The organism is Streptomyces sp. CBMA152 (assembly GCF_014596475.1).
Classification (GTDB): Bacteria; Actinomycetota; Actinomycetes; order Streptomycetales; family Streptomycetaceae; genus Streptomyces.
On the sequence record NZ_MECJ01000029.1, the window covers coordinates 443,317 to 467,415 of the forward strand.

At 70.7% G+C, this 24,099-nt stretch carries 29 protein-coding genes; 23 read left to right on the forward strand and 6 right to left on the reverse strand.

Going from position 1 to position 24,099, the window contains the following annotated elements:
• The first annotated feature begins 34 nt into the window (after positions 1–34).
• The 8 genes from BG418_RS29085 (at position 35) to BG418_RS29115 (ending at position 5,316) form a co-directional block, all read left to right on the forward strand.
• Positions 35–850, forward strand: a complete 816-nt coding sequence (locus BG418_RS29085; RefSeq protein WP_188276959.1) for a S9 family peptidase — start codon at positions 35–37, stop codon at positions 848–850.
• 33 nt (positions 851–883) lie between these two features.
• Complete coding sequence (locus tag BG418_RS29090; RefSeq protein ID WP_188276960.1) at positions 884–1,138, forward strand: MoaD/ThiS family protein; 255 nt, start codon at positions 884–886, stop codon at positions 1,136–1,138.
• Between the two features lie 10 nt (positions 1,139–1,148).
• Positions 1,149–2,414, forward strand: a complete 1,266-nt coding sequence (locus BG418_RS29095; RefSeq protein WP_188276961.1) for a hypothetical protein — start codon at positions 1,149–1,151, stop codon at positions 2,412–2,414.
• Positions 2,415–2,520: 106 nt separating this feature from the next.
• The gene (locus BG418_RS29100; protein WP_188276962.1) at positions 2,521–3,270 is read left to right on the forward strand and encodes a DUF2993 domain-containing protein; all 750 of its coding nucleotides are present in this window, start codon (positions 2,521–2,523) and stop codon (positions 3,268–3,270) included.
• Positions 3,271–3,530: 260 nt separating this feature from the next.
• Positions 3,531–3,611 carry a putative leader peptide gene (locus BG418_RS41250; protein WP_359364022.1) on the forward strand — a complete coding sequence of 27 codons (81 nt, stop codon included), beginning with the start codon at positions 3,531–3,533 and terminating at the stop codon, positions 3,609–3,611.
• Positions 3,612–3,764: 153 nt separating this feature from the next.
• Positions 3,765–4,610, forward strand: a complete 846-nt coding sequence (locus tag BG418_RS29105) for a sulfurtransferase (protein ID WP_188276963.1) — start codon at positions 3,765–3,767, stop codon at positions 4,608–4,610.
• 40 nt (positions 4,611–4,650) lie between these two features.
• Complete coding sequence (locus tag BG418_RS29110) at positions 4,651–4,938, forward strand: DUF1416 domain-containing protein (protein WP_188276964.1); 288 nt, start codon at positions 4,651–4,653, stop codon at positions 4,936–4,938.
• Between the two features lie 120 nt (positions 4,939–5,058).
• Entirely contained in the window at positions 5,059–5,316 is a 258-nt protein-coding gene (locus BG418_RS29115) for a DUF3099 domain-containing protein (protein WP_101388965.1), read from the forward strand.
• 82 nt (positions 5,317–5,398) lie between these two features.
• On the opposite strand, the gene BG418_RS29120 is transcribed toward BG418_RS29115, so the two are convergent.
• Entirely contained in the window at positions 5,399–5,761 is a 363-nt protein-coding gene (locus BG418_RS29120; protein WP_188276965.1) for a DsrE family protein, read from the reverse strand.
• Between the two features lie 279 nt (positions 5,762–6,040).
• Here BG418_RS29120 and BG418_RS29125 point away from each other — a divergent pair, with 279 nt between their 5' ends.
• From BG418_RS29125 to BG418_RS29135, 3 genes are all read left to right on the forward strand, one after another.
• Positions 6,041–6,613, forward strand: a complete 573-nt coding sequence (locus BG418_RS29125) for an FABP family protein (RefSeq protein WP_188276966.1) — start codon at positions 6,041–6,043, stop codon at positions 6,611–6,613.
• 66 nt (positions 6,614–6,679) lie between these two features.
• Positions 6,680–7,141 carry a Fur family transcriptional regulator gene (locus BG418_RS29130; RefSeq protein ID WP_188276967.1) on the forward strand — a complete coding sequence of 154 codons (462 nt, stop codon included), beginning with the start codon at positions 6,680–6,682 and terminating at the stop codon, positions 7,139–7,141.
• A gap of 10 nt (positions 7,142–7,151) precedes the next feature.
• Complete coding sequence (locus BG418_RS29135; protein ID WP_188276968.1) at positions 7,152–8,132, forward strand: folate-binding protein YgfZ; 981 nt, start codon at positions 7,152–7,154, stop codon at positions 8,130–8,132.
• 8 nt (positions 8,133–8,140) lie between these two features.
• On the opposite strand, the gene dtd is transcribed toward BG418_RS29135, so the two are convergent.
• Entirely contained in the window at positions 8,141–8,566 is a 426-nt protein-coding gene (dtd, locus tag BG418_RS29140) for a D-aminoacyl-tRNA deacylase (RefSeq protein WP_188276969.1), read from the reverse strand.
• A 143-nt stretch (positions 8,567–8,709) separates the two neighbouring features.
• Between dtd and BG418_RS29145 the strand changes: the two genes are divergently transcribed.
• The 3 genes from BG418_RS29145 to BG418_RS29155 all read left to right on the forward strand — a co-directional run bounded on the left by BG418_RS29145 (position 8,710) and on the right by BG418_RS29155 (position 11,848).
• The gene (locus BG418_RS29145; RefSeq protein WP_188276970.1) at positions 8,710–9,318 is read left to right on the forward strand and encodes an ABC transporter substrate-binding protein; all 609 of its coding nucleotides are present in this window, start codon (positions 8,710–8,712) and stop codon (positions 9,316–9,318) included.
• Between the two features lie 47 nt (positions 9,319–9,365).
• Positions 9,366–10,322: an asparaginase gene (locus BG418_RS29150; protein WP_188276971.1), complete on the forward strand. Its 957-nt coding sequence runs from the start codon at positions 9,366–9,368 to the stop codon at positions 10,320–10,322.
• Positions 10,323–10,552: 230 nt separating this feature from the next.
• Entirely contained in the window at positions 10,553–11,848 is a 1,296-nt protein-coding gene (locus BG418_RS29155) for a GNAT family N-acetyltransferase (protein WP_188276972.1), read from the forward strand.
• Positions 11,849–11,862: 14 nt separating this feature from the next.
• On the opposite strand, the gene BG418_RS29160 is transcribed toward BG418_RS29155, so the two are convergent.
• On the reverse strand, positions 11,863–12,054 hold the full coding sequence (locus tag BG418_RS29160) for a hypothetical protein (protein WP_188276973.1): 192 nt from the start codon (positions 12,052–12,054) through the stop codon (positions 11,863–11,865).
• A 221-nt stretch (positions 12,055–12,275) separates the two neighbouring features.
• On the opposite strand from BG418_RS29160, the gene BG418_RS29165 reads away from it, so the two are divergent.
• From BG418_RS29165 to BG418_RS29175, 3 genes are all read left to right on the forward strand, one after another.
• Positions 12,276–13,172 (forward strand): GntR family transcriptional regulator, encoded by an 897-nt coding sequence (locus BG418_RS29165; protein ID WP_317453795.1) that lies wholly within the window; start codon positions 12,276–12,278, stop codon positions 13,170–13,172.
• Positions 13,162–13,923: an HAD family hydrolase gene (locus BG418_RS29170; RefSeq protein ID WP_188276974.1), complete on the forward strand. Its 762-nt coding sequence runs from the start codon at positions 13,162–13,164 to the stop codon at positions 13,921–13,923. The genes BG418_RS29165 and BG418_RS29170 overlap by 11 nt, the downstream gene beginning before the upstream one ends.
• 154 nt (positions 13,924–14,077) lie before the next feature.
• A complete protein-coding gene (locus BG418_RS29175) occupies positions 14,078–15,253 on the forward strand; it encodes a phosphotransferase (protein ID WP_188276975.1) in 1,176 nt (391 codons plus the stop codon).
• 78 nt (positions 15,254–15,331) lie between these two features.
• Here the strand turns inward: BG418_RS29175 and BG418_RS29180 are convergent, their stop codons facing one another.
• A complete protein-coding gene (locus BG418_RS29180; RefSeq protein ID WP_188276976.1) occupies positions 15,332–16,303 on the reverse strand; it encodes a zinc-binding dehydrogenase in 972 nt (323 codons plus the stop codon).
• Between the two features lie 103 nt (positions 16,304–16,406).
• Here BG418_RS29180 and BG418_RS29185 point away from each other — a divergent pair, with 103 nt between their 5' ends.
• The 6 genes from BG418_RS29185 to BG418_RS29210 all read left to right on the forward strand — a co-directional run bounded on the left by BG418_RS29185 (position 16,407) and on the right by BG418_RS29210 (position 21,511).
• Complete coding sequence (locus tag BG418_RS29185) at positions 16,407–17,015, forward strand: TetR family transcriptional regulator (RefSeq protein ID WP_188276977.1); 609 nt, start codon at positions 16,407–16,409, stop codon at positions 17,013–17,015.
• A 71-nt stretch (positions 17,016–17,086) separates the two neighbouring features.
• Positions 17,087–19,219 (forward strand): AAA family ATPase, encoded by a 2,133-nt coding sequence (locus BG418_RS29190; RefSeq protein ID WP_188276978.1) that lies wholly within the window; start codon positions 17,087–17,089, stop codon positions 19,217–19,219.
• Positions 19,220–19,328: 109 nt separating this feature from the next.
• Positions 19,329–19,901, forward strand: coding sequence for a YceI family protein (locus BG418_RS29195; RefSeq protein WP_188276979.1), 573 nt, complete (start codon positions 19,329–19,331; stop codon positions 19,899–19,901).
• A gap of 100 nt (positions 19,902–20,001) precedes the next feature.
• On the forward strand, positions 20,002–20,406 hold the full coding sequence (locus BG418_RS29200) for a helix-turn-helix domain-containing protein (RefSeq protein ID WP_188276980.1): 405 nt from the start codon (positions 20,002–20,004) through the stop codon (positions 20,404–20,406).
• Positions 20,407–20,435: 29 nt separating this feature from the next.
• The gene (locus BG418_RS29205; RefSeq protein ID WP_188276981.1) at positions 20,436–21,026 is read left to right on the forward strand and encodes a hypothetical protein; all 591 of its coding nucleotides are present in this window, start codon (positions 20,436–20,438) and stop codon (positions 21,024–21,026) included.
• 140 nt (positions 21,027–21,166) lie between these two features.
• Positions 21,167–21,511 carry a DUF2516 family protein gene (locus BG418_RS29210; protein ID WP_188277275.1) on the forward strand — a complete coding sequence of 115 codons (345 nt, stop codon included), beginning with the start codon at positions 21,167–21,169 and terminating at the stop codon, positions 21,509–21,511.
• A 33-nt stretch (positions 21,512–21,544) separates the two neighbouring features.
• Here BG418_RS29210 and BG418_RS29215 read toward each other — a convergent pair whose 3' ends face one another.
• Together BG418_RS29215 and BG418_RS29220 are read right to left on the reverse strand one after the other, a co-directional pair.
• Positions 21,545–22,894 carry a PP2C family protein-serine/threonine phosphatase gene (locus tag BG418_RS29215; protein ID WP_188276982.1) on the reverse strand — a complete coding sequence of 450 codons (1,350 nt, stop codon included), beginning with the start codon at positions 22,892–22,894 and terminating at the stop codon, positions 21,545–21,547.
• A gap of 143 nt (positions 22,895–23,037) precedes the next feature.
• A complete protein-coding gene (locus tag BG418_RS29220) occupies positions 23,038–24,045 on the reverse strand; it encodes a C40 family peptidase (RefSeq protein ID WP_223185643.1) in 1,008 nt (335 codons plus the stop codon).
• Positions 24,046–24,099: the final 54 nt, after the last annotated feature.

Consider the following 24,099-nt stretch of genomic DNA (forward strand, 5'->3'; position numbering starts at 1 on the left):
CTGCCCGGATCCTCTGCCGAGCAGAATAGCCCACATGAGTTCCGAGCCAGAGGGCCGATTTCACACTGTGGATGTTTCCTCGATCACCAGGGGACCTCGGCGGGCCACTCTGCGCACCTCGGACGGCGTGCCGATCGAGGCGGTCCACGACCCGTGCGCGGCGGGCGAAACGGACACCGCGATCGTGGTCGCGCACGGCTTCACGGGCTCGGCGGACCGCCCCGCCGTGCGGCGTGCGGCGGGGGTGTTCGCCCAGTACACGGGCGTGGTGACGTTCTCCTTCCGGGGCCACGGGCGCTCCGGTGGGCGTTCCACGGTCGGCGACCGGGAAGTCCTGGACCTGGCGGCGGCGGTGGAGTGGGCGAGATCACTCGGCTACGCGCGCGTGGCGACCGTCGGCTTCTCGATGGGCGGCTCGGTGGTGCTGCGGCACGCGGCGACGCACAAGGGGAGCACGGAAGCGTGCCCGGCGCACACGGATGCCGCGGTGTGCGTGAGCGCGCCCGCCCGTTGGTACTACCGGGGGACCGCGCCCATGCGGCGGCTGCACTGGCTGGTCACCCGGCCCGCCGGCCGCCTGGTCGGCCGCCTCGGCTTCGCGACCCGGATCGACTCCGAGGGGTGGGACCCCGTTCCGCTCTCGCCGGTCGAGGCGGTCCCGCTGATCGCGCCGACCCCGCTGCTGATCGTCCACGGCGACCGCGACCCGTACTTCCCGCTGGACCACCCCAGGATGCTGGCGGCGGCCGGACCTGCGCCGTTGTGGCTGGAGCCGGGCATGGGGCACGCGGAGAACGCGGCGGACGAGGAGCTGCTGCGCCGGATCGCGCAATGGCTGTCGGTGGCGTAGCCCATCATGGAGCCCGACGAAAGGAGTGTCGCCATGGCAGCGGGAACCATCCGCTTCTGGGCCGCGGCCAAATCCGCCGCCGGTGTCGCCGAGGAGCCGTATACGGCGGACACGCTGGCTCAGGCGCTCGACGCGGTGCGCGAGCGCCACCCGGGCGAGCTGACCCGCGTACTGCTCAGGTGTTCGTTCCTTGTCGACGGTGACCCCGTCGGGACCCGCGGGCATGAGACCGTACGGCTTGCCGAGGGCGGCACGGTCGAGGTGCTCCCGCCGTTCGCAGGAGGGTGACCCCCCAGTCATGAGCGATCAGCAGTACCCGCCGCCGTACCCGTACGACGAGCGATATCCGCAGTACGACCAGTACGGGCAGCCGGTCCAACAGCAGCAGTCGTACGACCAGTACCAGCAGTACGACCAGTACGGTCAGCCACTCCAGCAGCAGCCGGTCCAGCAGCCGGTCCAGCACCAGCACCAGCAGCCGCAGCAGCACGCGCAGCAGCAGTTCCCGCACGACCCGTCGTACCGGGAGCAGCAGCAGTACACGCAGACCTGGGAGGGCCAGACCTGGGACACCCAGTACCAGCCCACGGTCCAGCCGCAGCCCGTGCAGCAGCCTGTGCAGCAGCCGGTCCAGGAGCAGTACGCGCAGGCGTACGCGCAGCCCGCCGCCGACACCGCGTATCTGCCGCCGCAGACGGGGTCGGCCCCGCTGCCCCCGGAGGTACCGGTCCGCGAACCGGCGCCCGCCGAGCCCGTCCGGGCCGACGGCCCCGCGTACAGCTCGCCCACCATCGTCGGCAACGCCCGGATCACCGACGCCCAGCGCGCGCGTGCCGAGGGGCGTTCGCCGATCATCGCGCCGGGGATGCAGCCCGCCGCGCTGACCGCCGTCCTCGGGCTGCTGCTCGCGGCCGGGGCCGCGCTCGGCAACTACGCGCTGGTGGCGCCGCTGGTGCTGCTCCAGGCGGTCACGGCCGCGGGCTGGTTCCGGCTGAACGGGATGTGGCCCGCCCGCCAGGGCATCGCGCTCGCCTTCGCGGGCGGCCTGATGGCCGATGTGGCGCTCCTCGCGGTCGGCGACGACCACGGGCCCGCCGCGATCCTGGGCACGCTCGGGGTGTGGGTGCTGCTCACCCTCGTCCTCCAGCTGCGCAGCCACGCGGACCCGGACGAGCGGATGTACGGCCTGATGGCGTCCGTCACCTCGGCGGCGCTCACGGTCCTGGCGGCCGGATACCTCGCCGCGATCCCGCACGCCGTCTCCGTGGGCGCGGTCGCGGTGGCCGTGGCGGTGCCCGCGCGCGCGTTGCCGCTGCCTGGTCCCGTCTCCGTCGCCGTCTCCCTGCTCGCGGCCGCGGGCGCCGGGATCGCGGTCGGGCAGATGACGGACGTCGGTTCGTCGGGAGCCCTGCTTGGCCTGGCGGCCGGGGTGTGCGCGCTGATCGGGCTGCGGGTGGCCAGCTACGACTACCCGTCGCGCTTCGTGCACATGACGGCCGGAGTGGCAATGCCGCTCACCGCGGCTGTTCCCGCTTTGTATCTGATCGGTCGAGTGATCGGGTAATTCCGGCGGTTAGGCTCGCATCCGTACAACCGGACAACCGGGCCGATCAGCAGTGGGCTTGATCGCCGGGCGGATTGAACGACCACGGGTGGGGGACACGTACGCAATGCGCGCACTCCGAATATGGCTGATCGTCGCGGTGGTCCTCGGCGGCCTCTTCGTCGCCGCGGACCGCATCGCGGTCAATGTGGTCGAGTCGAAGGTGGCCGACCGGATCAAGAGCAGTCAGGGGCTGAACGCCACCCCCGACGTCTCCATCACCGGGTTCCCCTTCCTCACCCAGGCGCTCGGCAAGGAGTTCGACGAGGTCGACGTGCGCCTGGGCGGCGTGACCGCCACCGCCGACGGCCACTCGGTCAACGTCACCGAGGTCAAGGCGAAGCTGCACGACGTGAAGGTCGACAGCGGCTACTCGTCCGCCACGGTCGTACGCGCCGACGGCTCGGCCCGTATCTCCTACGCCGACCTGGCGAAGGCCGCGCCCAAGGGCGCCACGGTCTCGTACGCGGGTCCCGAGCGGGCCGCCAAGGGACAGATCCAGGTCAGCGGGCAGCTGACCGATCTGCTCGACGGGGCGGGGGTGCAGGTGCCGGCCAGCCTGCGGCTGCTGCTGGCCGGTCGTACGGTCAGCACGTACAGCACGGTGACGATCGAGGGCGGGTCCACTGTGCGGGTGCGGTCCGAGGGGCTGCCCAAGCTCCCCGTTCCGGGGTTCGACGAGAAGCTTCGTAAGGCTGTCGACTACGACCTTCAGATCGCGGGGATGCCGCGGGGTATCAAGCTCGACAAGGTCGAGGCTTCGAAGGATGGGCTTCTGTTCACTGGGACCGGGACCAACGTCTCCCTGGCGGGGTAGCCCACAGGGGGCGGGTTTTCGTCTGCGGACCGTGCTGGGCTGGTCGCGCAGTTCCCCGCGCCCCTAAAGGCAAGCGGGGTACCCGGTAGCCGGATTGTGAGACGGCTCTGTCCGGCAGGTAGATGGCCGACAGGGTGACGCCCCCCGGACCGCCGTGAAAGGCGGTCTTCGGCCAATCTCGTCCCGGATCATGGACGATCGTGTCTCAAAATACGACACACCGGTGACAGGGGTGCGGTCGCGTCCCTACGATCGGGGCTATGAAGCGACAGGCGGATCTCACGAAGCGGCGGGCAGTCGACCTGTGCCGCGTCGCCGCCATGCTCTGTCGCCACGCCTGAGCGGAACGCTCAATTCCTGCATTCCCCAGGCCCTTTCGGGCGATCCGTTCCGTTCCGGATCGTCAGGGCCCGTGCCGCAGCACTCCGCGCACGCACACAGCGCACCCGCACCCCGCGCAACCCCGCCGCACACTGCCCCGGAGGAGAACCCGCATGAGCCGCAGCGACGTCCTGGTAGACGCCGACTGGGTCGAGGCCCACATCGACGACCCGAAGGTCGCCCTCGTCGAGGTGGACGAGGACACCTCGGCGTACGAGAAGAACCACATCAGGAACGCGATCCGGATCGACTGGACCAAGGACCTCCAGGACCCGGTCCGCCGTGACTTCATCGACCAGGAGGGCTTCGAGAAGCTCCTGTCGGCGAAGGGCATCGCGAACGACACGACCGTCGTCCTGTACGGCGGCAACAACAACTGGTTCGCCTCGTACGCCTACTGGTACTTCAAGCTCTACGGCCACGACAGCGTCAAGCTGCTCGACGGCGGGCGCAAGAAGTGGGAGCTGGACTCGCGCGACCTGGTCGACGGTTCGCAGGTTCCGAGCCGCCCGGCGACCGAGTACAAGGCCAAGCCCCAGAACTCCGCGATCCGCGCCTTCCGCGACGACGTGGTGGCGGCCATCGGCTCGCAGAACCTGGTCGACGTGCGCTCGCCCGACGAGTTCAGCGGCAAGCTGCTCGCCCCGGCCCACCTCCCGCAGGAGCAGTCGCAGCGCCCGGGCCACGTCCCGTCCGCCCGCAACATCCCGTGGTCGAAGAACGCCAACGACGACGGCACCTTCAAGTCGGACGACGCCCTGAAGGAGCTGTACGCGGCCGAGCAGGTCGACCTCGCGAAGGACACCATCGCGTACTGCCGCATCGGCGAGCGCTCGGCCCTGACGTGGTTCGTGCTGCACGAGCTGCTGGGTGTGACGAACGTCAAGAACTACGACGGTTCGTGGACCGAGTACGGCTCCCTCGTCGGCGTGCCGATCGAGCTCGGCGCCAACAAGTAACTCCCGCACACCACCAGACCGTAGACCGTAAGGAAGAACCATGTGTGGAGCGAAGGCAGGCGGCCCCGACGCCTCGACGATCAAGCCCGGTGAGACCACGATCCAGGGCCAGGTGACCCGCGACGGCGAGCCGGTGGTGGGCTACGTCCGCCTCCTGGACTCGACCGGTGAGTTCACCGCCGAGGTCCCGACCTCGGCGACGGGCCAGTTCCGCTTCTACGCGGCCGAGGGTACCTGGACCGTCCGCGCCCTGGTCCCCGGTGGCCAGGCCGACCGCAAGGTCGTCGCCGAGCAGGGCGGCCTGGCGGAGGTCGCCATCGCCGTGTGACCCGTCGGCGACGCATGAACCGGCCGGAGGGCCGCACCCCAGGGGGTTGGACGCTTACCTGGACCGGGTGCGGCCCTCCGTGCCGTTTCCGGGTGCCGGATCCGGTCGTACGCTGGATTCATGTTGGCCCGTCGGCGGCGCGAGTACTTCTGGCTGATGGGCGGATGCCTGGTTCTGTTCGTGTCCGCCTGGGGCTTCGTACGGCTGTGGTCGGTGCCGGCGGCCGTCGCGATGTGCGTGGTCGCGATGGTGATCCCGCCGGTCGCGGCGATGGTGGCGAACCGGCGCGGGCCCGACGACCGCTGGTGGGACGACCCGTCCGGGGACCCGAAGTCCGACGAGTGGTGGGACGAGCTGGACGGGAAGAAGAAGTACTGAGCGCTTCGTTAGCTGGTCGCGCCCACGCGGCGGAGCCGCAAATCGACACAGCCCCGCGCCCCTGGCATCCGTGCCCCTGGCATCAGTACACCAGCGCCTGCGTGTCGTCCTTCATTACCTCCTGTACGAAGACCTGCGCTCCCGCGATCCGTACGCCCTCCAGGACGTCCTTCTCGGTGATGTCGCGCCGGACCGCGCACTGGGTGCACAGGGTGATCCGCCCGGCCGCCAGGATCGACTCGATCAGGTCGGGGAGCGGGGCCGAGTGCGGGAGTTCGAACTCCGCGGCCCGGCCCGGCAGCGCGAACCACGACGACTCGCCGGTCAGCCAGAGCGAGACCTCGACCCCGCTGGCGACGGCGACCGCCGCCACCGTGAACGCCTGCGAGCACCGCTCGGGGGCGTCGGCCCCGGCGGTCACCTTGATCACGAGCTTCTTCGCCATACGCGGAACTGTAGTGCGCACGTGATCGCCGCCGCGCGCCTCGCGGCGCACCTCACAGAGAGCGCCGTGGCCGAACCCATTAGGCTGGGGTACGGCCCTTTACTGCCCACACGCTCATCCGAGGAGCACCCCGTGCTTGAGGCTTTCTTCGAAACCCTGCTGGTCCTGGTCTGCGTCGGTGTCCTCGCCTTCGCCGGTCTGGCCGTGAAGAAGCTGTACCAGGGCCAGCGCTGAACCGCGCCCCAGCCGCAGACGTAACGAAAGACTGATCGAAGCCTCATGATCGAGATCCCGTCCGACCTGAACCCGGACCTCGTCCCCCTCGCCTTCCTCCTCGGCACGTGGGAGGGCGCCGGCGTCACCGACTTCCCGGGTGCCGAGAAGGCCAATTTCGGCCAGTCCGTCACCTTCAGCCACGACGGCCGGGACTTCCTGGAGTACGTGTCGCACTCCTGGATCCTCGACGCCGACGGCAACAAGGTGCAGCCCCTGGAGTCCGAGTCCGGCTACTGGCGCATCGACAAGGACCGCAAGGTCGAGGTCGTCATGGTCCGCGACCAGGGCGTCGTGGAGATCTGGTACGGCGAGCTCGCCCACCAGAAGCCGCAGATCGACCTGGTCACCGACGCCGTGGCGCGCACCGCCGCCTCCGGCCCGTACACCGGTGGCAAGCGGCTCTACGGCTACGTCAAGAGCGACCTGATGTGGGTCGGCGAGAAGGCGACGCCCGAGGTCGAGCTGCGCCCGTACATGTCCGCGCACCTCAAGAAGGTCGTCACGCCCGAGGAGGTCGCGGCCATGGCGCGCGGTCTCGGTGACCTGCCCGACGACGGCATCGCCTTCTTCAAGTAGGCGATCAGCCGGGGTACGTACAAGCGATCACGTCGGTAACCGCGCCGTGGCTCCTACACTGGGCCTGTGGTGACCACCGACTGGCAGAGCGACCTCCGCAGGCGCGGGTACCGGCTGACCCCCCAGCGCCAGCTCGTGCTGGAGGCCGTCGACGTACTGGAACACGCGACGCCCGACGACATCCTCACCGAGGTGCGGAAGACGGCGGGCGGCGTGAACATCTCCACCGTGTACCGGACCCTGGAGCTCCTGGAGGAGCTGGGTCTGGTCTCGCACGCCCATCTGGGCCACGGCGCCCCGACGTACCACCTGGCCGACCGCCATCACCACATCCATCTGGTCTGCCGGGACTGTACGTCGGTGATCGAGGCCGATGTGGAGATCGCGGCGGAGTTCACCGCCAAGCTCTGCGCGACCTTCGGCTTCGAGACGGACATGAAGCACTTCGCGATCTTCGGGCAGTGCCGCAAGTGCGCCGAGGCGGCTTCGGACGCCGGTTCGAGTCCGGGTTCAAGTACCGCGTCGTAGGCTTGCGTACATGCAGCGACATTCAACGACCAGCCCTCTGCTGTCCCTGCCCGGCGCCGTGCCCGCCGAGGCGCCGGACGAGGGTGTCGCCGCGCATTACGGCGACCTCTTCCGTGAGCAGCGCGCACTCGCCGACGGCGCCGGCTTCGTCGACCTCTCGCACCGCGGTGTCGTCACCGTCACCGGCGACGACCGCCTCAGCTGGCTGCACCTGCTGCTCACCCAGCACGTCAGCGATCTGCCGCCGGGCCTGGCCACCGAGGCGCTGATCCTCTCCGCGCACGGCCACGTCGAGCACGCGCTCTATCTCGTCGACGACGGTACGACGGTGTGGGCGCACGTCGAGCCCGGTACGCAGCAGGACCTCATCGCGTATCTGGAGTCGATGAAGTTCTTCTACCGCGTCGAAGTCGCCGACCGGACAGGCGAGTTCGCGGTGGTGCACCTGCCCGCCGGGTCCATCGCGGAGGTCCCCGCCGACACGGTCGTACGGGAGGCTCCGCACGGGCGGGACCTGTTCCTGGCCCGCGCCGACCTGGAGAAGTTCGCGGCCGAGCACGGGCCCGCCGCGGGAATCCTGGCGTACGAGGCGCTGCGGGTGGAGTCGCACCGGCCGCGGCTCGGCCTGGAGACCGACCACCGGACGATCCCGCACGAGCTGGGCTGGATCGGGACCGCCGTGCATCTGCAGAAGGGGTGCTACCGGGGGCAGGAGACGGTCGCCCGGGTCCAGAACCTCGGCAAGCCGCCGCGCCGCCTGGTCTTCCTGCACCTGGACGGCAGCGAGGTGCTGCTGCCGGCGCACGGGACGCCGCTGCGGGTGGCGTCGGAGGGCGAGGAGGGCCGCCAGATCGGCTTCATCACGACCTCGGCCCGCCACCACGAGCTGGGCCCGATCGCGCTGGCCCTGGTGAAGCGGAACGTGCCGCTGGACGCGGAGCTGCTGGCGGGTGGGACGGCGGCCGCGCAGGAGGTCGTGGTCGAGCCGTAGGGCCGGTCCTACACCTCCACCAGCACCGTGAACGGGCCGTGGTTCGTCAGGGACACCCGCATGTCCGCGCCGAACCGGCCCGTCTCCACCGTCGCGCCCAGGGCCCGCAGCTGCGCGACCACCTCGTCGACCAGGGGTTCGGCCACGCCGCCGGGGGCGGCGGCGTTCCAGGTGGGGCGGCGGCCCTTGCGGGCGTCCCCGTAGAGGGTGAACTGGGAGATCACCAGGAGCGGCGCGTCCACGTCCGAGCAGGACTTCTCGTCGCCAAGGATCCGCACCGACCACAGCTTTCGCGCCAGCTGCGCCGCCTTCTCGGGCGTATCGCCGTGGGTCACGCCCACCAGCACACACAGGCCCTCGCCCACGATCTCGCCGACCGTCTCACCGGCCACGACGACGCTCGCGCCGTCCACCCTCTGTACCACCGCTCGCATGAGGCCCAACCTATTCCACCGGCCAATCCAGTCTCACGGGGGCCGAACGGGTGGTGTGTGTCTGCATATGCACCACTGGGAGTGGCACGATGCTGACAGGCGGTGCGATCCATCCCGCACCGGTCGAGGGGACGGTAAGACGCATGAGCACTTCTGGCGGCGGGCGGCAGTCGCCCGGCCCCGTATCGCTGACCCGGACGAGCCCGAGGGCCGAGCGGTCGGCCGTCGCGCGACCGCCCGTACAGCGTGCCGGTGACCATCTGCCCGTACCGAAAACATACGATCTGACCACGTTGCGGCTGCCGGAGCTGCGGACGCTGCGGCGCCAGTCGCAGCGCGACGAGGCCGACCTCAGCTATGTGCGGCGGCTGCTGCACGGACGTATCGACATCCTGCGGGCCGAGCTCGCCCGCCGCACCGGCCCGCACACGCCCGTGGTGGACCGGCTCTCCGAGATCCTGGCGGACGCGCCCTCCTCGCACCGGGCCTCCGCCCGCCACGTCACGCTCTCCACACCGCGCAGCGCCGAGTACCGGCTCCTCGCGGCGGAAATGGACGCCGAGGTCCAGCTCTCGGACCTCGACGCGCGTACGGACGACGAGCTGCACACCGCGATGGGGCGCCTCATCCGTTACGAGCAGCAGGTCTCGCGGCGTCGTCAGCACCTCCAGCGCACGGCGGACGATTGCAGTGCCGAGATCGCCCGCAGGTACCGTGAAGGGGAAGCACAAGTAGACGACCTGCTCATCTGACCGACGATTCCAAGGTCACAGGGCGGTCCCGCCCTGGAAGGCCCGCCATGAGCACCGACACCGTCATACCCCCGGTCCTCGCCGAAGTCGTACGTTCCGGTTTCGTCGAGGGCCATCATCGGGGCTCGCTGGTGGTGCTCGCGGCCGACGGCAGCGTGGAGCTCGCGCTCGGCGACCCGGCGGCGCCCGTCTTCCCGCGCTCCAGCAACAAGCCCATGCAGGCCGTGGCCGTCCTGCGGGCCGGGCTCGACCTGTCCGGGGAGCGCTTGGCGCTCGCCGCCGCCAGCCACTCCGGCGAGGGCTTCCACCTCGACCTCGTCCGCACGATGCTCACCGAGCACGGGCTGACCCCGGACGACCTCCAGACCCCGCCCGACCTGCCGCTCGACCCGGCCGAGGCCGAGACGTACCTGGCGGCCGGCCACGTACGCGAGCGGCTCACCATGAACTGCTCCGGCAAGCACGCCGCCATGCTCGCGGCCTGCCGCCTCAACGGCTGGGACGAGGCGACCTACCTGGACCCCGCCCATCCGCTCCAGCGGCTCGTCCACGACTGCGTGGAGTCGGCGGCGGGCGAGCCGGTGGCGTCGGTCGGCACGGACGGCTGCGGCGCGCCCCTGATGGCGATCAGCCTTACGGGCCTGGCGCGCGCCTTCCGTACGTTCGTGCTCGCCGAGCCCGGCACGCCCGAGCGCCGGGTCGCGGACGCGATGCGCGCGCACCCCGAGTACGTGGCCGGTACCCGCCGCCCCGACACCTGGCTGATGCGCGAGGTGCCCGGCGTGCTGTCGAAGATGGGCGCGGAGGCGGTCCAGGCGGTGGCCCTCCCGGACGGCCGCGCCCTCGCCTTCAAGATCGCCGACGGCTCGGCCCGAGCACTGGGCCCGGTCCTGGCACGCGCGTTGTCCCTGGTGGGGGTGGAGGGCCCGGTGGTGGACCGCATCGGGAACGCACCGCTGCTGGGTGGGCCGGCGCGGGTGGGGGAGATCAGGGCGGCGTTCTAGGCGGGGGGTGGGGCGGCGTTCCCGGGCCACTTAAGGGGCGCGGGGAACTGCGCGACCAGCCACGCACGGTCCGCAGACGAATGACCGCACGACCAGCGTCGCACGGTCCGCAGACGAACGACCGCACGACCAGCGCCGCACGGTCCGCAGACGAACGACCCGCACATCCAACGGTCCGCCCCCGAAAAATTCAGGCGACAGCCGTCCCGCCCGCTGCCTAGCGTGACCGCATGAGCCCCGACGTACAGGCCTCCGACGGACAGGTCGCCCCCGACGCACAGGTCGACATAGACATCCGCAAGGTCACCGAAGCCGAGTTCACCGACTGGATGAAGGCGGTGAACGTCGGCTTCCTGCGCCCGCCCGTCGTGACCGAGAACGACGCGGCGGCCCGACGGGCGAAGACCGACCTCGCCCGCACACAGGGCGCCTTCGACGGCGACCGCTGCGTGGCCACGTTCCGTACGTTCGCCCAGGAGCTCACCGTCGTCGGCGGCGCCGCGATCCCGACGAGCGCGGTCACCAACGTCACTGTCTCGCCCACGCACCGCCGACGCGGCCTGCTCAGCCGCATGATGGCGAACGAGCTCGCGGAGGCGAAGGAGCGCGGCGACGTGGCGGCCACGCTCATCGCCGCCGAGTACCCGATCTACGGCCGTTACGGCTTCGGCCCGGCCACCTCGACCACCGAGTGGGAGATCGAGGTCGGCCGCACGGGCCTGGACCCGCGCTGGTCCGGCCCCGAGGACGGCGGCCGTATCGACCTGGTCACCTCCGAGGACGTACGCAAGCTCGGCCCCGAACTCTTCGAGCGCTTCCGGGCCGTCCAGCCCGGCACGGTCAGCCGCCACCAGAACTGGTGGGACCTGAACACGGGCGCGACCCGCCGCGACGACGAGCCCTGGACCGAGCGGTTCTGGGCGCTCTACCGCTCGGCCACGGGCGAGGCGGCGGGCCTGGCGGCGTACACGTGCGACGCGACCTGGACCGACACCAAGCAGCCGCTGAACACGGCGACGGTCAAGGGCCTCATAGCCCTGACCCCGGCCGCCGAGCGCGCGCTGTGGCACTTCGTCTGCTCGATCGACTGGATCACCAAGGTCCGCACGGGCTACCGCGCCCCCGACGACCTCCTCCCGCACCTCTTCCCGGACCCGCGAGCGGCCCGTGTGGTGACGCAGGCGGACTTCCTGTGGGTGCGGCTGCTGGACGTCGTACGAGCCCTGGAGTCCCGTACGTACGAGACGACGGACACGCTGGTCCTGGAGGTGGTGGATACCACCGGTCTGGCCGCCGGCCGCTACCGCTTGGCCACCACCCCGTCCGGCGCCACCTGCGCGCCCACCTCGTCGTCGCCGGATCTGACCCTGGACGTACGGGAGTTGGGGACGCTGTACCTGGGCGACGAGTCGGCGGTACGACTGGCGGCGCTGGGCCGGGTGGCGGAGGGGACGCCGGGGGCGGCGACTCGGGCGGACGCTCTGTTCCGCACGTCCCGGCGTCCGTGGTGCCCGGACATGTTCTGAGGTCTCGGGCGGGGTCAGTTCAGGTTGGGCTGGACGATCAGCACGGCCAGGATCACCGCGCCGGCGGTGGTGCAGGTGTGGTTGTGGCCCTTGTGGCCGATGCTCAGCAACACCAGCGCCAGCGCGCCCATGACCCCGAACTGCCACTGTACGAGCTGTTCGAAGCCGACGTTGAAGATGGCGAAGGCGAGCGTGATCAGGAGCATGGAGTCCCTCCCCTAGAGGTCCGTCGGGCCCTTCGGGGCCCGGGTGGTGCGGGTTGGTACCGGGTGGTGCCGTGTGCTGCCGTCCGGGGTCAACGTCCCAACTTCCGGTAAGTTCACCGAAGTTGGCGGACAACTTAGGGAAGTTGTCCCGTACGACGAAGAGCCATAAACCAACTTCACAACAACTCCCATCAGATGTCGGGGAGTTGTAGCGTTCAGCTGTGACTTCGGAACCGGACGTGACGGACGGCGCCGCCCGGCGCTCGCCCGACGAGGTGGCCGCCGCCCTGCGGGCCCGTATCCGCGCGGGCGAACTCAAGGTCGGCGAGAAGCTGCCGACCCAGGCCTGGCTGTGCGACCACTTCGGCGTGGAGCGGACCGTGATCCGCCAGGCCCTCCAGCAACTCCACGCCGACGGCCTGATCACAGAGGGCCGCAGAGGCGCCCCGGCCCGCATCGCCAGCGCCACCCCCTCGACGTCCCGCCCGGCGGACGAGGAGCCGAAGTTGACGGCGGCGGTGCTGAGCCCCCGGGTGGCGGAGGCGTTTCGGGCTCGGGAGGTGCGGATCGACGCGGTGTGTCTGACCGCCGAATCGCTGAACCTCGCCCTCGGCGAACCGCTCGGAGCGATCCACGCGGGCCGCTTCCGCCCGAACGAGGTGAAGGTGCGCATCCTCATGCCGGACCGGGGGATCAACCTGGCGTTCCCCAGAGCGGTGCAGCGGTCGGTGATCGAGGACGACAGGCTGGTGCACGAGCGCTGGCTGCATCAGCGCAACGCGCAGGGGATGGTCCTGCGCGACAACCTCATGGCGCTGCGCGGCGTCCGGGGGATCGATGTGGACGTGACCTTCCAGGCGCTGCCCATGACGTCGCCGGTCAAGCTCTATCTGCTGAACGGTTCCGAGGCGCTGTTCGGCTATTACGACATCACGCGCCGCGAACAGGAGATCGCGGACACCTCGGTGGAGATCTTCGACTCGCTCGGAAACGAGTCGCTGATGTTCCAGTTCATGCGCAGCGCCGGTGCGCGGGACGCCGCGTTCGTGGAGAGATCGCAGCGGTGGTTCGACGGTCTGTGGAACACCATTACCACCAATCTCGACCTTGATCGCTGAAGAACCGGGCAGGATGAGAGGTGAGGCACCGCAATTCTGCCTCCTCCTCGACGGACGGAGCGATGTGGCCGACCCGCGCGAACTCCTGGCAGCCGCGAAGTGCGTACTCTTCGATTTCGACGGTCCGGTATGCGACCTCTTCACGAATCCCACGGCGTCCGAAGTGGCCGGACGCCTCCAGGACTGGCTGTCGAGACGTTTCGGTGTAGTCATTCCCGGCGCGGCGCAATTCGCCGCCGATCCGCTCGGATATGTCGCATCGGTCAAAGAGCACCATCCCGACAGCGACATGGCGAAAGAGCTGGAGAGACGCCTCACCCTGGAGGAGGAGCGAGCGGCGGAGCTGGCCCTGCCGACCAGCGGGGCAAAGGACTTGATACGGGAGCTGGGCGAGAGCCGGATACGGCTCGGGATCGCGACCAACAACTCCGCCGCCGCGGTACGCCGTTATCTGGAGCGGGAGGATCTGACGGAGAGCTTCGGCGCCCATGTGCACGGCCGCCGCCCCGACGTCGCCGGGCTGAAGCCCGATCCCGACTGTCTCAGCCGCGCCCTCACCTCGACCGGATCCAGCCCTGCCGAATCGGTCATGCTCGGGGACTCCGTCTCGGATCTGGAGGCCGCCGACGCGCTCGGGGTGCCGTTCATTGCATACGCCGCGAACAAGGACAGACAGGATCAATTCATGAGCCACGGCCCGGTGCCGACGGTTGACCGGCTGACGAAGCTTTCCAGCAGGTGGCGGGGGTGACACCGGGTGCGGCCGGACGCCGTTCGAGGGGAATCTTCCGCGTCCTCCCCGAAGGGGCTCGGCGATGGCGGTAGCGTCCGCGTGGCCCTCGTGTTCCCCAGGGCGTGGATCCGGGCCGCATCCGCAGGCGCGACACCTTCGAAGGCACCACACCATGGAAACCGAAACGGCGTCGGCGGCCGCGTCCGAGGCGCGACTGGTCGCCGCCGGGCTCAGCAGGGACGGCGCGCGCGGCGTGACCGGCCCACTCAAGGGCTACCACCATGAGGCCTACGCGATTCGGCTCCCCGCCGACAATCCGCTCAGCACCCGCTACGAACGGGGCAAACTTCGCGTTCCGCGACCCGGTCTTCTCTGGTTCGACCAGCGCTATTTCGCCTCCGACGACCAACTGCTGATCGCCCTTCGGGACCGCGTCACCCGAATTCCCGACTGCGTCGAGCACGGAGGACGGTTTTTCCAGGGCTTCGTCGAGGGACGGACCCTGCCGGACGGCATGTTCGGAATCAGCCGGCTCTCCGGGCGTCATCTGCGTCAACTCGGCGAACTTTTCGCGGAGACCGCGGCCGTCAAGCCGGGCGAGATCTCCGTTCCCACGGTCGACGAAGAGTGGCCACGGCGCCCGGTCGCGGACCGGGACACCCGTGCATTCCTCGCCGGATTAATCGACTTCACCGAGCATCGGGTCTACCGGGAGCACCTCGACGACTTCGGCTCGCTATTCGGCAGGCTGGGTGTTTCGGCCACCGCACTCGACGGCCTGCGGCAGCGCGCCAGGAACCTCACCAAGCGCCCGTTCGCCCTCGTCCACGGTGATTTGCACCGCCGGAATCTGATCGTCGATTCGGCGGGTGACCTCTGGTTCATCGATTGGGAACTCGCCATGATCGGCGATCCGTTGTACGACCTGGCGACCCATCTGCATCTGATGGATTACCCCGAGTGCGACGTACGCCGGGTCAAGAAGGTATGGCGCGAGGCGGTGGAGGCCGCGCGCCCCGGCGGCTCGAAGGGCTGGGAGCGGGACCTCCCGGTGCTGCTGGCGTTCAAGCGCGCGCAGTCCGTCTACACCGACGTGATCCGTACGGCACTGGCGCTCGCGGCGGGTGCGGTGCTGGTCGGGGCGGTGGTGGGCGGTGACGTGGCCCCCGCTTCCGCCGGCCCGGAGCCGTTCCGGTTGCGCCTGACGAGGGCGGCCCGCAAGGTCCAACGCGTGCTGGCCACCGCGAAGGAGGCCCTGGGCCTGCCCCGGGTCCCCGGCCGACGGGAGATCCGGGGGGCGTACGCGGAGTGGCTGAGGGAGCGGGGGCGGGTGGTGAGCGGGGGCTAGCCGGCTGAGGAGCCCCATCGACGCGTCCGGCGCGCGGGAGTCGGTGGTGTGCCCGTCTCCCGCCCCATGTGCCCCCACCTACACCTCCAGCAGTACCTTCCCCACCACCCCCCGCCCCTCAACAGCCGCATGCGCCTCCCCCGCCCGCTCCAGCGGGAACACCGCGCCGATCACCGGGCGCAGGCGGCCCGCCGCTGCCTCCGTGAGGGCGTGGGTGACCAGGTCGACGCGGCGGCGCGGGGTCAGTTGGACGTCTGCGATGCCCAGCAGGGTGATCGCGCGGCGGGTCGCGTCCGCCGGGGCGATCGGGGCGAAGGCGCCCGTGGGGGCGCCGTGGGCGGAGAAGCGGCCGCCTGTCGCGGTCAACGGGAAGGCGCGTGCGCCCAGTTCGCCGCCCACCCCGTCCAGGACCACGTCCGCGCCCGGCTCGCCCAGCGCCTTGCGGGCCTCCGTCGGCCAGTCCGCCGAACCCGCGTCGATCACCTCGTGCGCGCCCAACTCCCGTACGAGCGCGAGCTTTTCGGTGCCTCGCGCCACCGCCACCACCCGCGCGCCCCGCGACCGGGCCAGCTGGATCAGCAGCGTGCCCATGCCGCCGGACGCGCCCGTGATCAGGACCGTCTCGCCCGCCTTCAGGGCCGTGAGGTCGAGCAGGGCCAGGGCCGTCACGCCGTCGTGGACCAGCGCCGCCGCCTCGCGCAGGCCCACGCCCTCGGGGACAACAGCGAGGTGGTCGGCGGGGACGGCCGCCAGGGACGCGTAGCTGCCGGACGGGACCGCGGCGACTACCCGGCGGCCCGTCCACATGGCCGGGTCCACCTCCGCGCCGGTCGCCGTCACCGTGCCCGCGACGGCGCCGCCGGGCACGTACGGCGGCGCCACGTCGAAGTACCCGCCGAACTCGCCCGCCCGTATCTGCGTCTGCACGAAGATCGTGTCGATGTGGTCCACGACCACGACCACCTCGTCCGGTCCGGCCACCGGATCCGGCAGCTCCGCCGGAACCAGTACCTCCGGGCCGCCGAACTCCTTGACCTGTGTCACGCGCATGTCGATCCCCAACTTCCGTCGTCACGAGTACGTGCTGAGTCTTTGACCTCAAGTGCGCTTCAGGTCAAGCGCGGGTCCGCTGGTCAGCCCGTACGCTCGACCCATGGGTTTGCGGGAGCAGAAGAAGCAGCGGACGTATCAGTCCGTCTCGGACGTGGCGATCGCGCTCTTCCTTGAGAAGGGGTTCGACAACGTGCCGGTCGCGGAGGTGGCGGCGGCCGCCGGGATCTCCAAGCCGACCCTCTTCCGCTATTTCCCGGCCAAGGAGGACCTGGCGCTGCACCGGTTCTCCGACCACGAGGACGAGGCCGCCCGGGTCGTCGCGCAGGGCCGCGCCGACGGCCTCGCGCCGCTCGCCGCCCTGCGCCGCCACTTCCTGGCGGGGCTCGACGGCCGCGATCCGGTGACGGGGCTGAACGACGACCCGCGCGTACGGGCGTACCACGGGCTGCTCTACGGCACGCCGAGCCTGGTGGCGCGGCTCTTCGCGTACCAGGGCCGCGCCGAGGACGCGCTCGCCGCCGCCCTCGGTGCCGATCTCGGGGCGCGCCTCGCGGCGGGCCAGATCGTCGCCGTGCAGCGGATCCTCGCTGAGGAGAACTGGCGACGGATCCAGGCGGGGGAGAGTGCGGAAGACGTCTATGCGGCGGCCGTGGAGGCTGCCGAGGACGCGTTCGCGCAGCTGGGGGAGGGGCTGGGGCAGTACGCCTGACACGCCTGCCCTCCGGACGATCTTTCGTTACCGAGTAATAAATGTAACCAAGTTACGTTATGGTGGATGCCATGACGTCACTCGACCGCGAACTCGCTCAGGAACGGGCCTACCACCAGACCTGCCGCGCGGCCCTGACCGGCATGGTCGAGGGTGCGGACGTGCAGGTCGTTCGCGGTGAGAACGCGTTCGCCTCGGGCGCGGACGCCGAAGTGCTCGGCTATCAACTGCGCAGCTGGGCCAAGGAGTTGCGGGAGGAGCCGGACGGGCCGCTGTTCTTCGGACGGCTCGACTTCGCACCGGCCGACCCTCATGCCGACGCACCCGGTGACCACGCCGGGCAGAGCTATCACATCGGGCGCCGCCGCATCAGCGAGCACCCCTCCGCGCCGCCGCTGGTCGTCGACTGGCGGGCGCCGGTCTCGCGGACGTTCTACCAGGCCGGCGCCCGTGACCCGATGGGCGTCGCGGTCCGCCGCCGCTTCGGCTGGGCCCCCGGCAGCCAGGGCGCCGCCGAGGATCTGACGAGCCTGGAGGACGAGCCGCTGGGCGAGACGGCATCCCACACGTCTGACCAGGCAGAAGCCCGCCCCGGCACCCCCGACCCGGCCGTCGCCCGCCCCGGCACCATCCTCGCCGCCGAGATCGAGCGCCCCCGCGTCGGCCCCATGCGCGACATCGCCGCCACCATCCAGCCCGAACAGGACGACCTCGTACGCTCCGAGCTCGACCGGTCCATCTGTGTGCAGGGCGCCCCCGGCACCGGCAAGACGGCCGTCGGGCTGCACCGGGCCGCGTATCTGCTCTACACCTACCCGCAGCGCATCCGGCGCGGCGGACTCCTCGTCCTCGGGCCCAACCGGACGTTCCTGCACTACATCGCCCAGGTCCTGCCCACCCTCGGCGAGGTCGGGATCCGGCAGTCGACGGTCGACGAGGAGGTCGCGCGCGTGCCGGTCCGGGCGGTGGACGAGCCGGGCGCGGCGGCCGTCAAGCACGACGCCCGGATGGCGCGGGTGCTGCACCGCGCGCTCTACGCGCGCGTGGGCGCGCCCGAGACAAGCGTCGCGGTGCCGGACGGCTCGTACCAGTGGCGGGTGTCGCTGGGGCGGCTCACCGAGATCGTCGAGGCGGTACGGGCCGAGGCGCCGCCGTACGCGGTGGGCCGCGAGCGGGTCCGCAGCCGGGCCGTCCGCGTCATCCAGCTCCAGGCCGAGCACCGCGCCGGACCCATGAACAACACCTGGCTGCAACGGATCTCGCGCGCCCGCCCGGTCTCGGCCTTCGTGGACACCGCCTGGCCGAAGGTCACCCCCGAGGAGGTCCTCGCGGCCCTGTTCGGCGACCCGGACGCGCTGGCGGCGGCCGCCGACGGCATCCTCACCGCCGACGAGCAGAAGCACCTGCTGTGGCCGAAGCCGCCGCGCTCGTACAAGTCGGCCAAGTGGTCGGCGGCCGACCTGGTCCTGCTCGACGAGCTCGCGGGTCTGATCGAACGGCCCGAGGGGTACGGCCACATCGTCGTCGACGAGGCCCAGGACCTCTCGCCGATGCAGTGCCGCGCCATCGCCCGCCGCTCCGGCTTCGGCTCGCTGACCGTGCTCGGCGACCTGGCCCAGGGCACCACCCCGTGGGCGGCGCGCGACTGGCCGGACCAGATGGCGCATCTGGGCAAGCCGGACGCGCGCGTAGTGCCGCTCACGACCGGCTTCCGCGTCCCGGCGGCGATCGTGGCACTCGCCAACCGTCTCCTCGGCGAGCTCGACGTCTCCGTACCGCCGTCGCGATCGCTGCGCCGGGACGGCGAGTTGACGACGACGAAGGTGACGGACGTACGGGATGGAGTGGTCCATTCCGTACGGGCGGCGCTGGCGCACGAGGGGTCGGTGGGCGTGATCGCGCACGACGCGGAGGTGCCCGCGTTGCGCGAGGCGCTCGCGGAGGCGGGCGTGGCGACGGCCGAGCCGGACGACCTGACGGCGTCGGCGCGGGTGACGGTGCTGCCCGCGACGGTCGCGAAGGGCCTTGAGTACGACCATGTGGTGGCCGTCGAGCCTGCCGCGATCGCGGAGGCGGAGGAGCGGGGTCCGCACCGGCTGTACGTGGTTCTGACGCGGGCGGTCTCGCGTCTCGACGTCCTGCACAGCAGGCCGCTGCCGACGGCGCTGGCCGCGACGAGCGGAGCCAACCTGCCGTATTCATAAGGCGATTGGTGCGCGACGGGCATCGGGTCACTATGTTGTGGAGCGTTCAAGCAAGGATCGAGCAAGCGCGACACACGACCGCTTACCTCTCCTGGGGGGCTCCACAGCCATGTCCACTTCACCCGAATCCCCGGCGTCCGCCTCGGCCGCCACCCTGTCCGGCTACACACCCGGCACCTGGACGATCGACCCGATCCACTCCGAAGTCGCCTTCTCCGTACGGCACTTGGGCATCGCCAATGTGCGCGGCCGGTTCGACGAGTTCGCGGCCGAGATCGTGCTCGCCGAGGACCCGCTGGAGTCCTCGGTCACCGCGACCATCCAGATCGCGTCCGTGTCGACCGGGCACGAGCAGCGCGACAACCACATACGGTCGGAGGACTTCCTGCACGCGGCGGAGTTCCCCGAGATGACCTTCCGCTCGGCGGGCATCCGAGAGGCGGACGGCGACGGCTTCCTGGCCGACGGTGAACTGACCGTCCGCGGCGTCACCCGCCCCGTCACCCTCGACCTGGAGCTGATCGGCTTCGGCAAGGGCTACGAAGGCCGTTCGGTGGTGGGCTTCTCCGCGTCCACCCAGATCAGCCGCAAGGCGTTCGGCGTCCACGGCGGCGCGGGCGGCGCGGCGCTCGGCGACACGGTGAAGATCACGCTGGAGGTGGAGGCGGGCCAGGCCTCTTGAGTGCGGATGATGGCGCCCCCTCCCCGCGCGACGCGTGGCGCGGCACACTTTTGCAAGCACCTGCTTGCAAAAGTTAGCGGGGAGGGGGCAGTATCGGGGTATGGCATCGCTCAACGTCGGCAATCTCGGCGAGTTCCTGCGCGAGCAGCGGCGCAATGCGCAGCTGTCGCTCCGGCAGCTCGCGGATGCCGCCGGGGTGTCCAATCCGTATCTGAGCCAGATCGAGCGCGGGCTGCGCAAGCCGAGCGCGGACATTCTGCAGCAGCTCGCCAAGGCGCTGCGGATCTCCGCCGAGACGCTGTACGTGCAGGCCGGGATCCTCGACGAGCGGTCGCCCGAGGCGGCCGGGACGCGCAGCGTCATCCTCGCCGATCCCTCGCTCGACGAGCGGCAGAAGCAGGTGCTGATCCAGATCTACGAGTCCTTCCGCAAGGAGAACGGACTCGACGCACCTCATGCTGCCGATGGCGACGACGGCGATGCCGCATCGGCTCCCACGAGCTGATCCACGTACCGATCCGGGAGGAAACCAGCATGGCCGTCACCGATGAGCTGCGTAATGTCCTGACCGACCCGAAGCCGGGCTACTTCGTCGCGGGCGCCCTCGACCTCGGCGTGAAGCAGGCCGCGAAGGTCCCGGCGCTGGTGGACCGGCTCCAGTCCGAGGTCCCGGCGCGCTTCGAGGCCGTGCGCAACACCGACCCCAAGGCCGTGCAGGACAAGGTCGTCGACCGGGCCAAGGAGGCACAGGCCGCCGTCACCGCGAAGGTGAACGAGGTCGTCGGCGTCCTCGACGGCGATGTGAAGAAGCTCGGCGACTCCGTGCAGCACCTCGCGCTCCAGGTGGTGGGCTTCACCGCCGAGGGCCTGGTCAAGGCACGTGAGGGGTACGAGAAGGTCGCCGAGCACGGCAAGGTCGTCGTGAAGGAGTGGCGCGGCGAGGCCTCCGAGGAGATCTCCGAGATCGGCCAGGCCGTGGCGCCGAAGGAGTCGGAGACGTCCGAATCGGACTCCGAGCCCGCTGCCTCCTCCTCGTCCGAGGACTCCGACGCCAAGCCCGCCGCCAAGAAGACCACCGCGCGCAAGAGCACCGCGAAGAAGACGGCGGCCAAGCCCTCCGAGTGAGGGACCGGCGCGGGTGCCGGTGCCGGGCCGGTGCAGGGACCGGTTCCGGTGGCGGGCACGTTTTCGTCGCCCGGCTCGTTTGACGGGTACCTTGGCCGCGTAGGGACGACCCGTACGGAAGGTGGTGGACAGCCGTGCTGATGCAGGGTTTCGCGGGGTTCATGTGGCTGCTGAGTACAGCCCTGACCGCACTGAGCCTTTTCGCGCTCGTCGACGCGGCCTTCCGCAGGGAAGACGCGTTCCGCGCGACGGACAAGCAGACGAAGCCGTTCTGGCTGATCATCCTGGGCATCGCGCTGCTGGTCAGCGTGTTGTTCTCGCTGCTGTCGTTCCTGCCGATCATCGGCGCGGTGGCCGTGATCGTCTACATCGTGGACGTACGTCCGGCGGTGCGGCAGATCTCCGGCCGGGGCGGTCGTGGCGGCGGTCGCCGGGGCGGCTCCAGCAGCGACGGTCCGTACGGGCCGTACAACGGCGGACGGTAGTCCACCGGCGCGGGCTCACCGGGCGCCGCGCCTTCAGTCCGCGCCGCTCCCCGCCCGCTCAAGGAGCAACACGGCCACGTCGTCGGTGAGTTCACCGCCGTTGAGCTCGCGGGCCTCCGTCACGGCGGCCTCCAGCAGGGCCTCGCCGCGCAGGCCTGCCGCAAGGCGGCGGTTGATCATGTCGAGCATGCCGTCCTGACCCAGACGCTGGCACGGGTCGCCCTGGCCGGCGCGGCCCTCGATCAGGCCGTCCGTGTACATCAACAGGCTCCACACGTCGCCCAGTTCGACCCGGCGGCGCGGCCAGCGCGTCTGCGGCAGCAGGCCGAGGGCCGGGCCGCCGCTCTCGTACGCGAGAAGGCTCGCGGGGCTGTCGGCGCGGGTGACCAGCGGGGCCGGATGACCGGCCAGGCTCAGCTCGGCGCGGCGGCCGTCCGGGGCGATGTCGACCGTGCAGAGCGTCGCGAAGATCTCGTCGCTGTCGCGCTCGTGCTCCAGTACCTGCTGAAGGGTCGTCAGCAGCGCGTCGCCGCACAGGCCTGCCAGCGTCAACGCCCGCCAGGCGATGCGGAGTTCGACCCCGAGCGCGGCCTCGTCGGGGCCGTGGCCGCAGACGTCGCCGATCATGGCGTGGACGGTGCCGTCGGGGGTGCGGACCGTGTCGTAGAAGTCGCCGCCGAGCAGGGCGCGGGAGCGGCCCGGGCGGTAGCGGGCGGCGAACCGCAGGTCGGAGCCGTCGAGAAGCGGGGTCGGCAGGAGGCCGCGCTCAAGCCGGGCGTTCTCCTGCGCGCGCAGCCGGGACTCGGCGAGCTTGTACTGCGCCACATCGGCCCGCTTGCGCTCCACCGCGTACCGGATGGCGCGGCTCAGCACCTTACCGTCCAGCTCGTCGCGGAAGAGGTAGTCCTGCGCGCCGACGCGGACGGCTTCCGCCGCGCGTTCGGCGTGCGTGGACGGCGTGAGCGCGAGGACCGCGTGGCGCGGGGCGAGGACGAGCAGATGCCGCAGCGCGGCGAGCTCGTCGTCGGGGTCGCGGCCGGGCAGCGCGAGGTCGAGCAGGATGCAGTTCACGTCATCGGTGAGCAGCCGCTCGGCCTCGGTGAGATTGCGGGCGGTACGGATCCGCACCCGCGTCCCGGCGGTGTGCAGCAGCTCGGACACCGCGAACGGGCCGACGGGGTCGTCCTCGATCACGAGCAGATTGAGGGCGCCCGTCCCCGCGAGGACACCCGCCTCGACCTGGACCGAGGTGATGGCCCCCACACCGCCCCCGGGACCGCACGCCCCCGGCACGACGGGCGCGGGCGCGGCCGGGTCCGCCGCCCCGGCCAGGGGGTTCGTCCCGGCCGGGGGCGTCGGAGGCCATATCTGAGGTGCGGGCATCGTTCCGGTCCTTCCCTCCCCCCGAGGGCGCCGCGGAACGCGAGCCACGTCCGCCAGTTCCGGACCTTAGCCGTACACGGCTGCGCAGCGGAATGGCGAGCGGTGACTGTTCGGCAAATGCCCGTCGGCATATGCCACATGCCTCACTTGTCCGGGCGGACGACCCCCAGGATCGGCATCGTGCCCGCGCCCGTGATCGTCACATTCCGCCCCGGTCGCGGGGCGTGCACGATCGCGCCGTCGCCGATGTACATCCCGACGTGCGTCGCGTCCGCGAAGTAGATGATCAGATCGCCTGGTCGCATGTCCTTGATGGCGACATGCGGCAGTTGTGCCCACTGCTCCTGCGAGGTGCGCGGGATGCCCCGGCCCGCCGCGAGCCAGGCCTGCGAGGTCAGACCGGAGCAGTCGTACGTCCTCGGCCCCTCCGCGCCCCACTCGTAGGGCTTGCCGATCTGGTCGGTCGCGAACTGCACCGCCCGCCTGCCCTGCTCGCTCGCCTTGCCGTTGATCTCCCGCAATATGCCCGAACTCAGCCAGTCCGTCTGGGCCTTGAACTGCTGCTCCTGCTCCAGCTGGGCCAGCCGCTCGCGCTCCTTCGCCTCCAGCTGGGACTCCAGCTTCTCGGCGGCCGCGATCTTGCCGGTGATCTCCTTCTTGGCGGTCTCCTTCTTGACCCGGTTCGCCTCCAGCTTCGTCCACTGGGCGGAGGCGTCCTTCGAGTACTGCCCCAAGTCGCTCTGCGTACGGTTCAGTTCGGCCAGCATGCCCTGCGTGGCCTGCTGGCCCTCGCGCAGCCGGTCGGCGCCGTCCAGGAACGCGTCCGGGTTGCCGCTCAGCATCATCTGCGCGCCGAGCGGCAGTCCGCCCGTGCGGTACTGCAGCCGGGCCGCGGCGCCCGCCTGGTCCTTGAGCTGCTTGATGCGCTCCTCGCCCTTGACGATCGCCTGGGCGATCTTCACGATCTGCGCGGACTGGACCTTGGTCTGCTCCTCGGCCTGGTTGTACGCCTCGGTCGCGACCGCCGCCTGCCGGTACAGCTCGTCTATTTCCTTGCGTACGTCGTCGAGGCTCTTCGTCCCCGGAGCAGGCGTCGCCGTGGTCGTCGGCTCAGGCTTCGGGCTCGGCGCGGCGAACGCCGTGGTCGGCATCGCCAGCACGGTCAGGGCGCACACCACGGTGATCGCGGTGGCCAAACGGCGTTG

Bases quoted from the DNA above. Each gene is read 5' to 3' on its own strand.
- BG418_RS29125 (WP_188276966.1), top strand. From the start codon at position 6,041: ATGATCGAGATCCCGTCCGACCTGAACCCGGACCTCGTCCCCCTCGCC.
- BG418_RS29160 (WP_188276973.1), bottom strand. From the start codon at position 12,054: ATGCTCCTGATCACGCTCGCCTTCGCCATCTTCAACGTCGGCTTCGAA.
- BG418_RS29180 (WP_188276976.1), bottom strand. From the start codon at position 16,303: ATGCGCGTGACACAGGTCAAGGAGTTCGGCGGCCCGGAGGTACTGGTT.
- BG418_RS29210 (WP_188277275.1), top strand. From the start codon at position 21,167: ATGCAGGGTTTCGCGGGGTTCATGTGGCTGCTGAGTACAGCCCTGACC.
- BG418_RS29135 (WP_188276968.1), top strand. From the start codon at position 7,152: ATGCAGCGACATTCAACGACCAGCCCTCTGCTGTCCCTGCCCGGCGCC.
- BG418_RS29195 (WP_188276979.1), top strand. From the start codon at position 19,329: ATGTCCACTTCACCCGAATCCCCGGCGTCCGCCTCGGCCGCCACCCTG.
- BG418_RS29100 (WP_188276962.1), top strand. From the start codon at position 2,521: ATGCGCGCACTCCGAATATGGCTGATCGTCGCGGTGGTCCTCGGCGGC.
- BG418_RS29115 (WP_101388965.1), top strand. From the start codon at position 5,059: ATGTTGGCCCGTCGGCGGCGCGAGTACTTCTGGCTGATGGGCGGATGC.
- BG418_RS29110 (WP_188276964.1), top strand. From the start codon at position 4,651: ATGTGTGGAGCGAAGGCAGGCGGCCCCGACGCCTCGACGATCAAGCCC.
- BG418_RS29120 (WP_188276965.1), bottom strand. From the start codon at position 5,761: ATGGCGAAGAAGCTCGTGATCAAGGTGACCGCCGGGGCCGACGCCCCC.
- BG418_RS29185 (WP_188276977.1), top strand. From the start codon at position 16,407: ATGGGTTTGCGGGAGCAGAAGAAGCAGCGGACGTATCAGTCCGTCTCG.
- BG418_RS29220 (WP_223185643.1), bottom strand. From the start codon at position 24,045: ATGCCGACCACGGCGTTCGCCGCGCCGAGCCCGAAGCCTGAGCCGACG.
- BG418_RS29145 (WP_188276970.1), top strand. From the start codon at position 8,710: ATGAGCACTTCTGGCGGCGGGCGGCAGTCGCCCGGCCCCGTATCGCTG.
- BG418_RS41250 (WP_359364022.1), top strand. From the start codon at position 3,531: ATGAAGCGACAGGCGGATCTCACGAAGCGGCGGGCAGTCGACCTGTGC.
- dtd (WP_188276969.1), bottom strand. From the start codon at position 8,566: ATGCGAGCGGTGGTACAGAGGGTGGACGGCGCGAGCGTCGTCGTGGCC.
- BG418_RS29150 (WP_188276971.1), top strand. From the start codon at position 9,366: ATGAGCACCGACACCGTCATACCCCCGGTCCTCGCCGAAGTCGTACGT.
- BG418_RS29200 (WP_188276980.1), top strand. From the start codon at position 20,002: ATGGCATCGCTCAACGTCGGCAATCTCGGCGAGTTCCTGCGCGAGCAG.
- BG418_RS29190 (WP_188276978.1), top strand. From the start codon at position 17,087: ATGACGTCACTCGACCGCGAACTCGCTCAGGAACGGGCCTACCACCAG.
- BG418_RS29175 (WP_188276975.1), top strand. From the start codon at position 14,078: ATGGAAACCGAAACGGCGTCGGCGGCCGCGTCCGAGGCGCGACTGGTC.
- BG418_RS29090 (WP_188276960.1), top strand. From the start codon at position 884: ATGGCAGCGGGAACCATCCGCTTCTGGGCCGCGGCCAAATCCGCCGCC.
- BG418_RS29085 (WP_188276959.1), top strand. From the start codon at position 35: ATGAGTTCCGAGCCAGAGGGCCGATTTCACACTGTGGATGTTTCCTCG.
- BG418_RS29105 (WP_188276963.1), top strand. From the start codon at position 3,765: ATGAGCCGCAGCGACGTCCTGGTAGACGCCGACTGGGTCGAGGCCCAC.
- BG418_RS29155 (WP_188276972.1), top strand. From the start codon at position 10,553: ATGAGCCCCGACGTACAGGCCTCCGACGGACAGGTCGCCCCCGACGCA.
- BG418_RS29205 (WP_188276981.1), top strand. From the start codon at position 20,436: ATGGCCGTCACCGATGAGCTGCGTAATGTCCTGACCGACCCGAAGCCG.
- BG418_RS29215 (WP_188276982.1), bottom strand. From the start codon at position 22,894: ATGCCCGCACCTCAGATATGGCCTCCGACGCCCCCGGCCGGGACGAAC.
- BG418_RS29095 (WP_188276961.1), top strand. From the start codon at position 1,149: ATGAGCGATCAGCAGTACCCGCCGCCGTACCCGTACGACGAGCGATAT.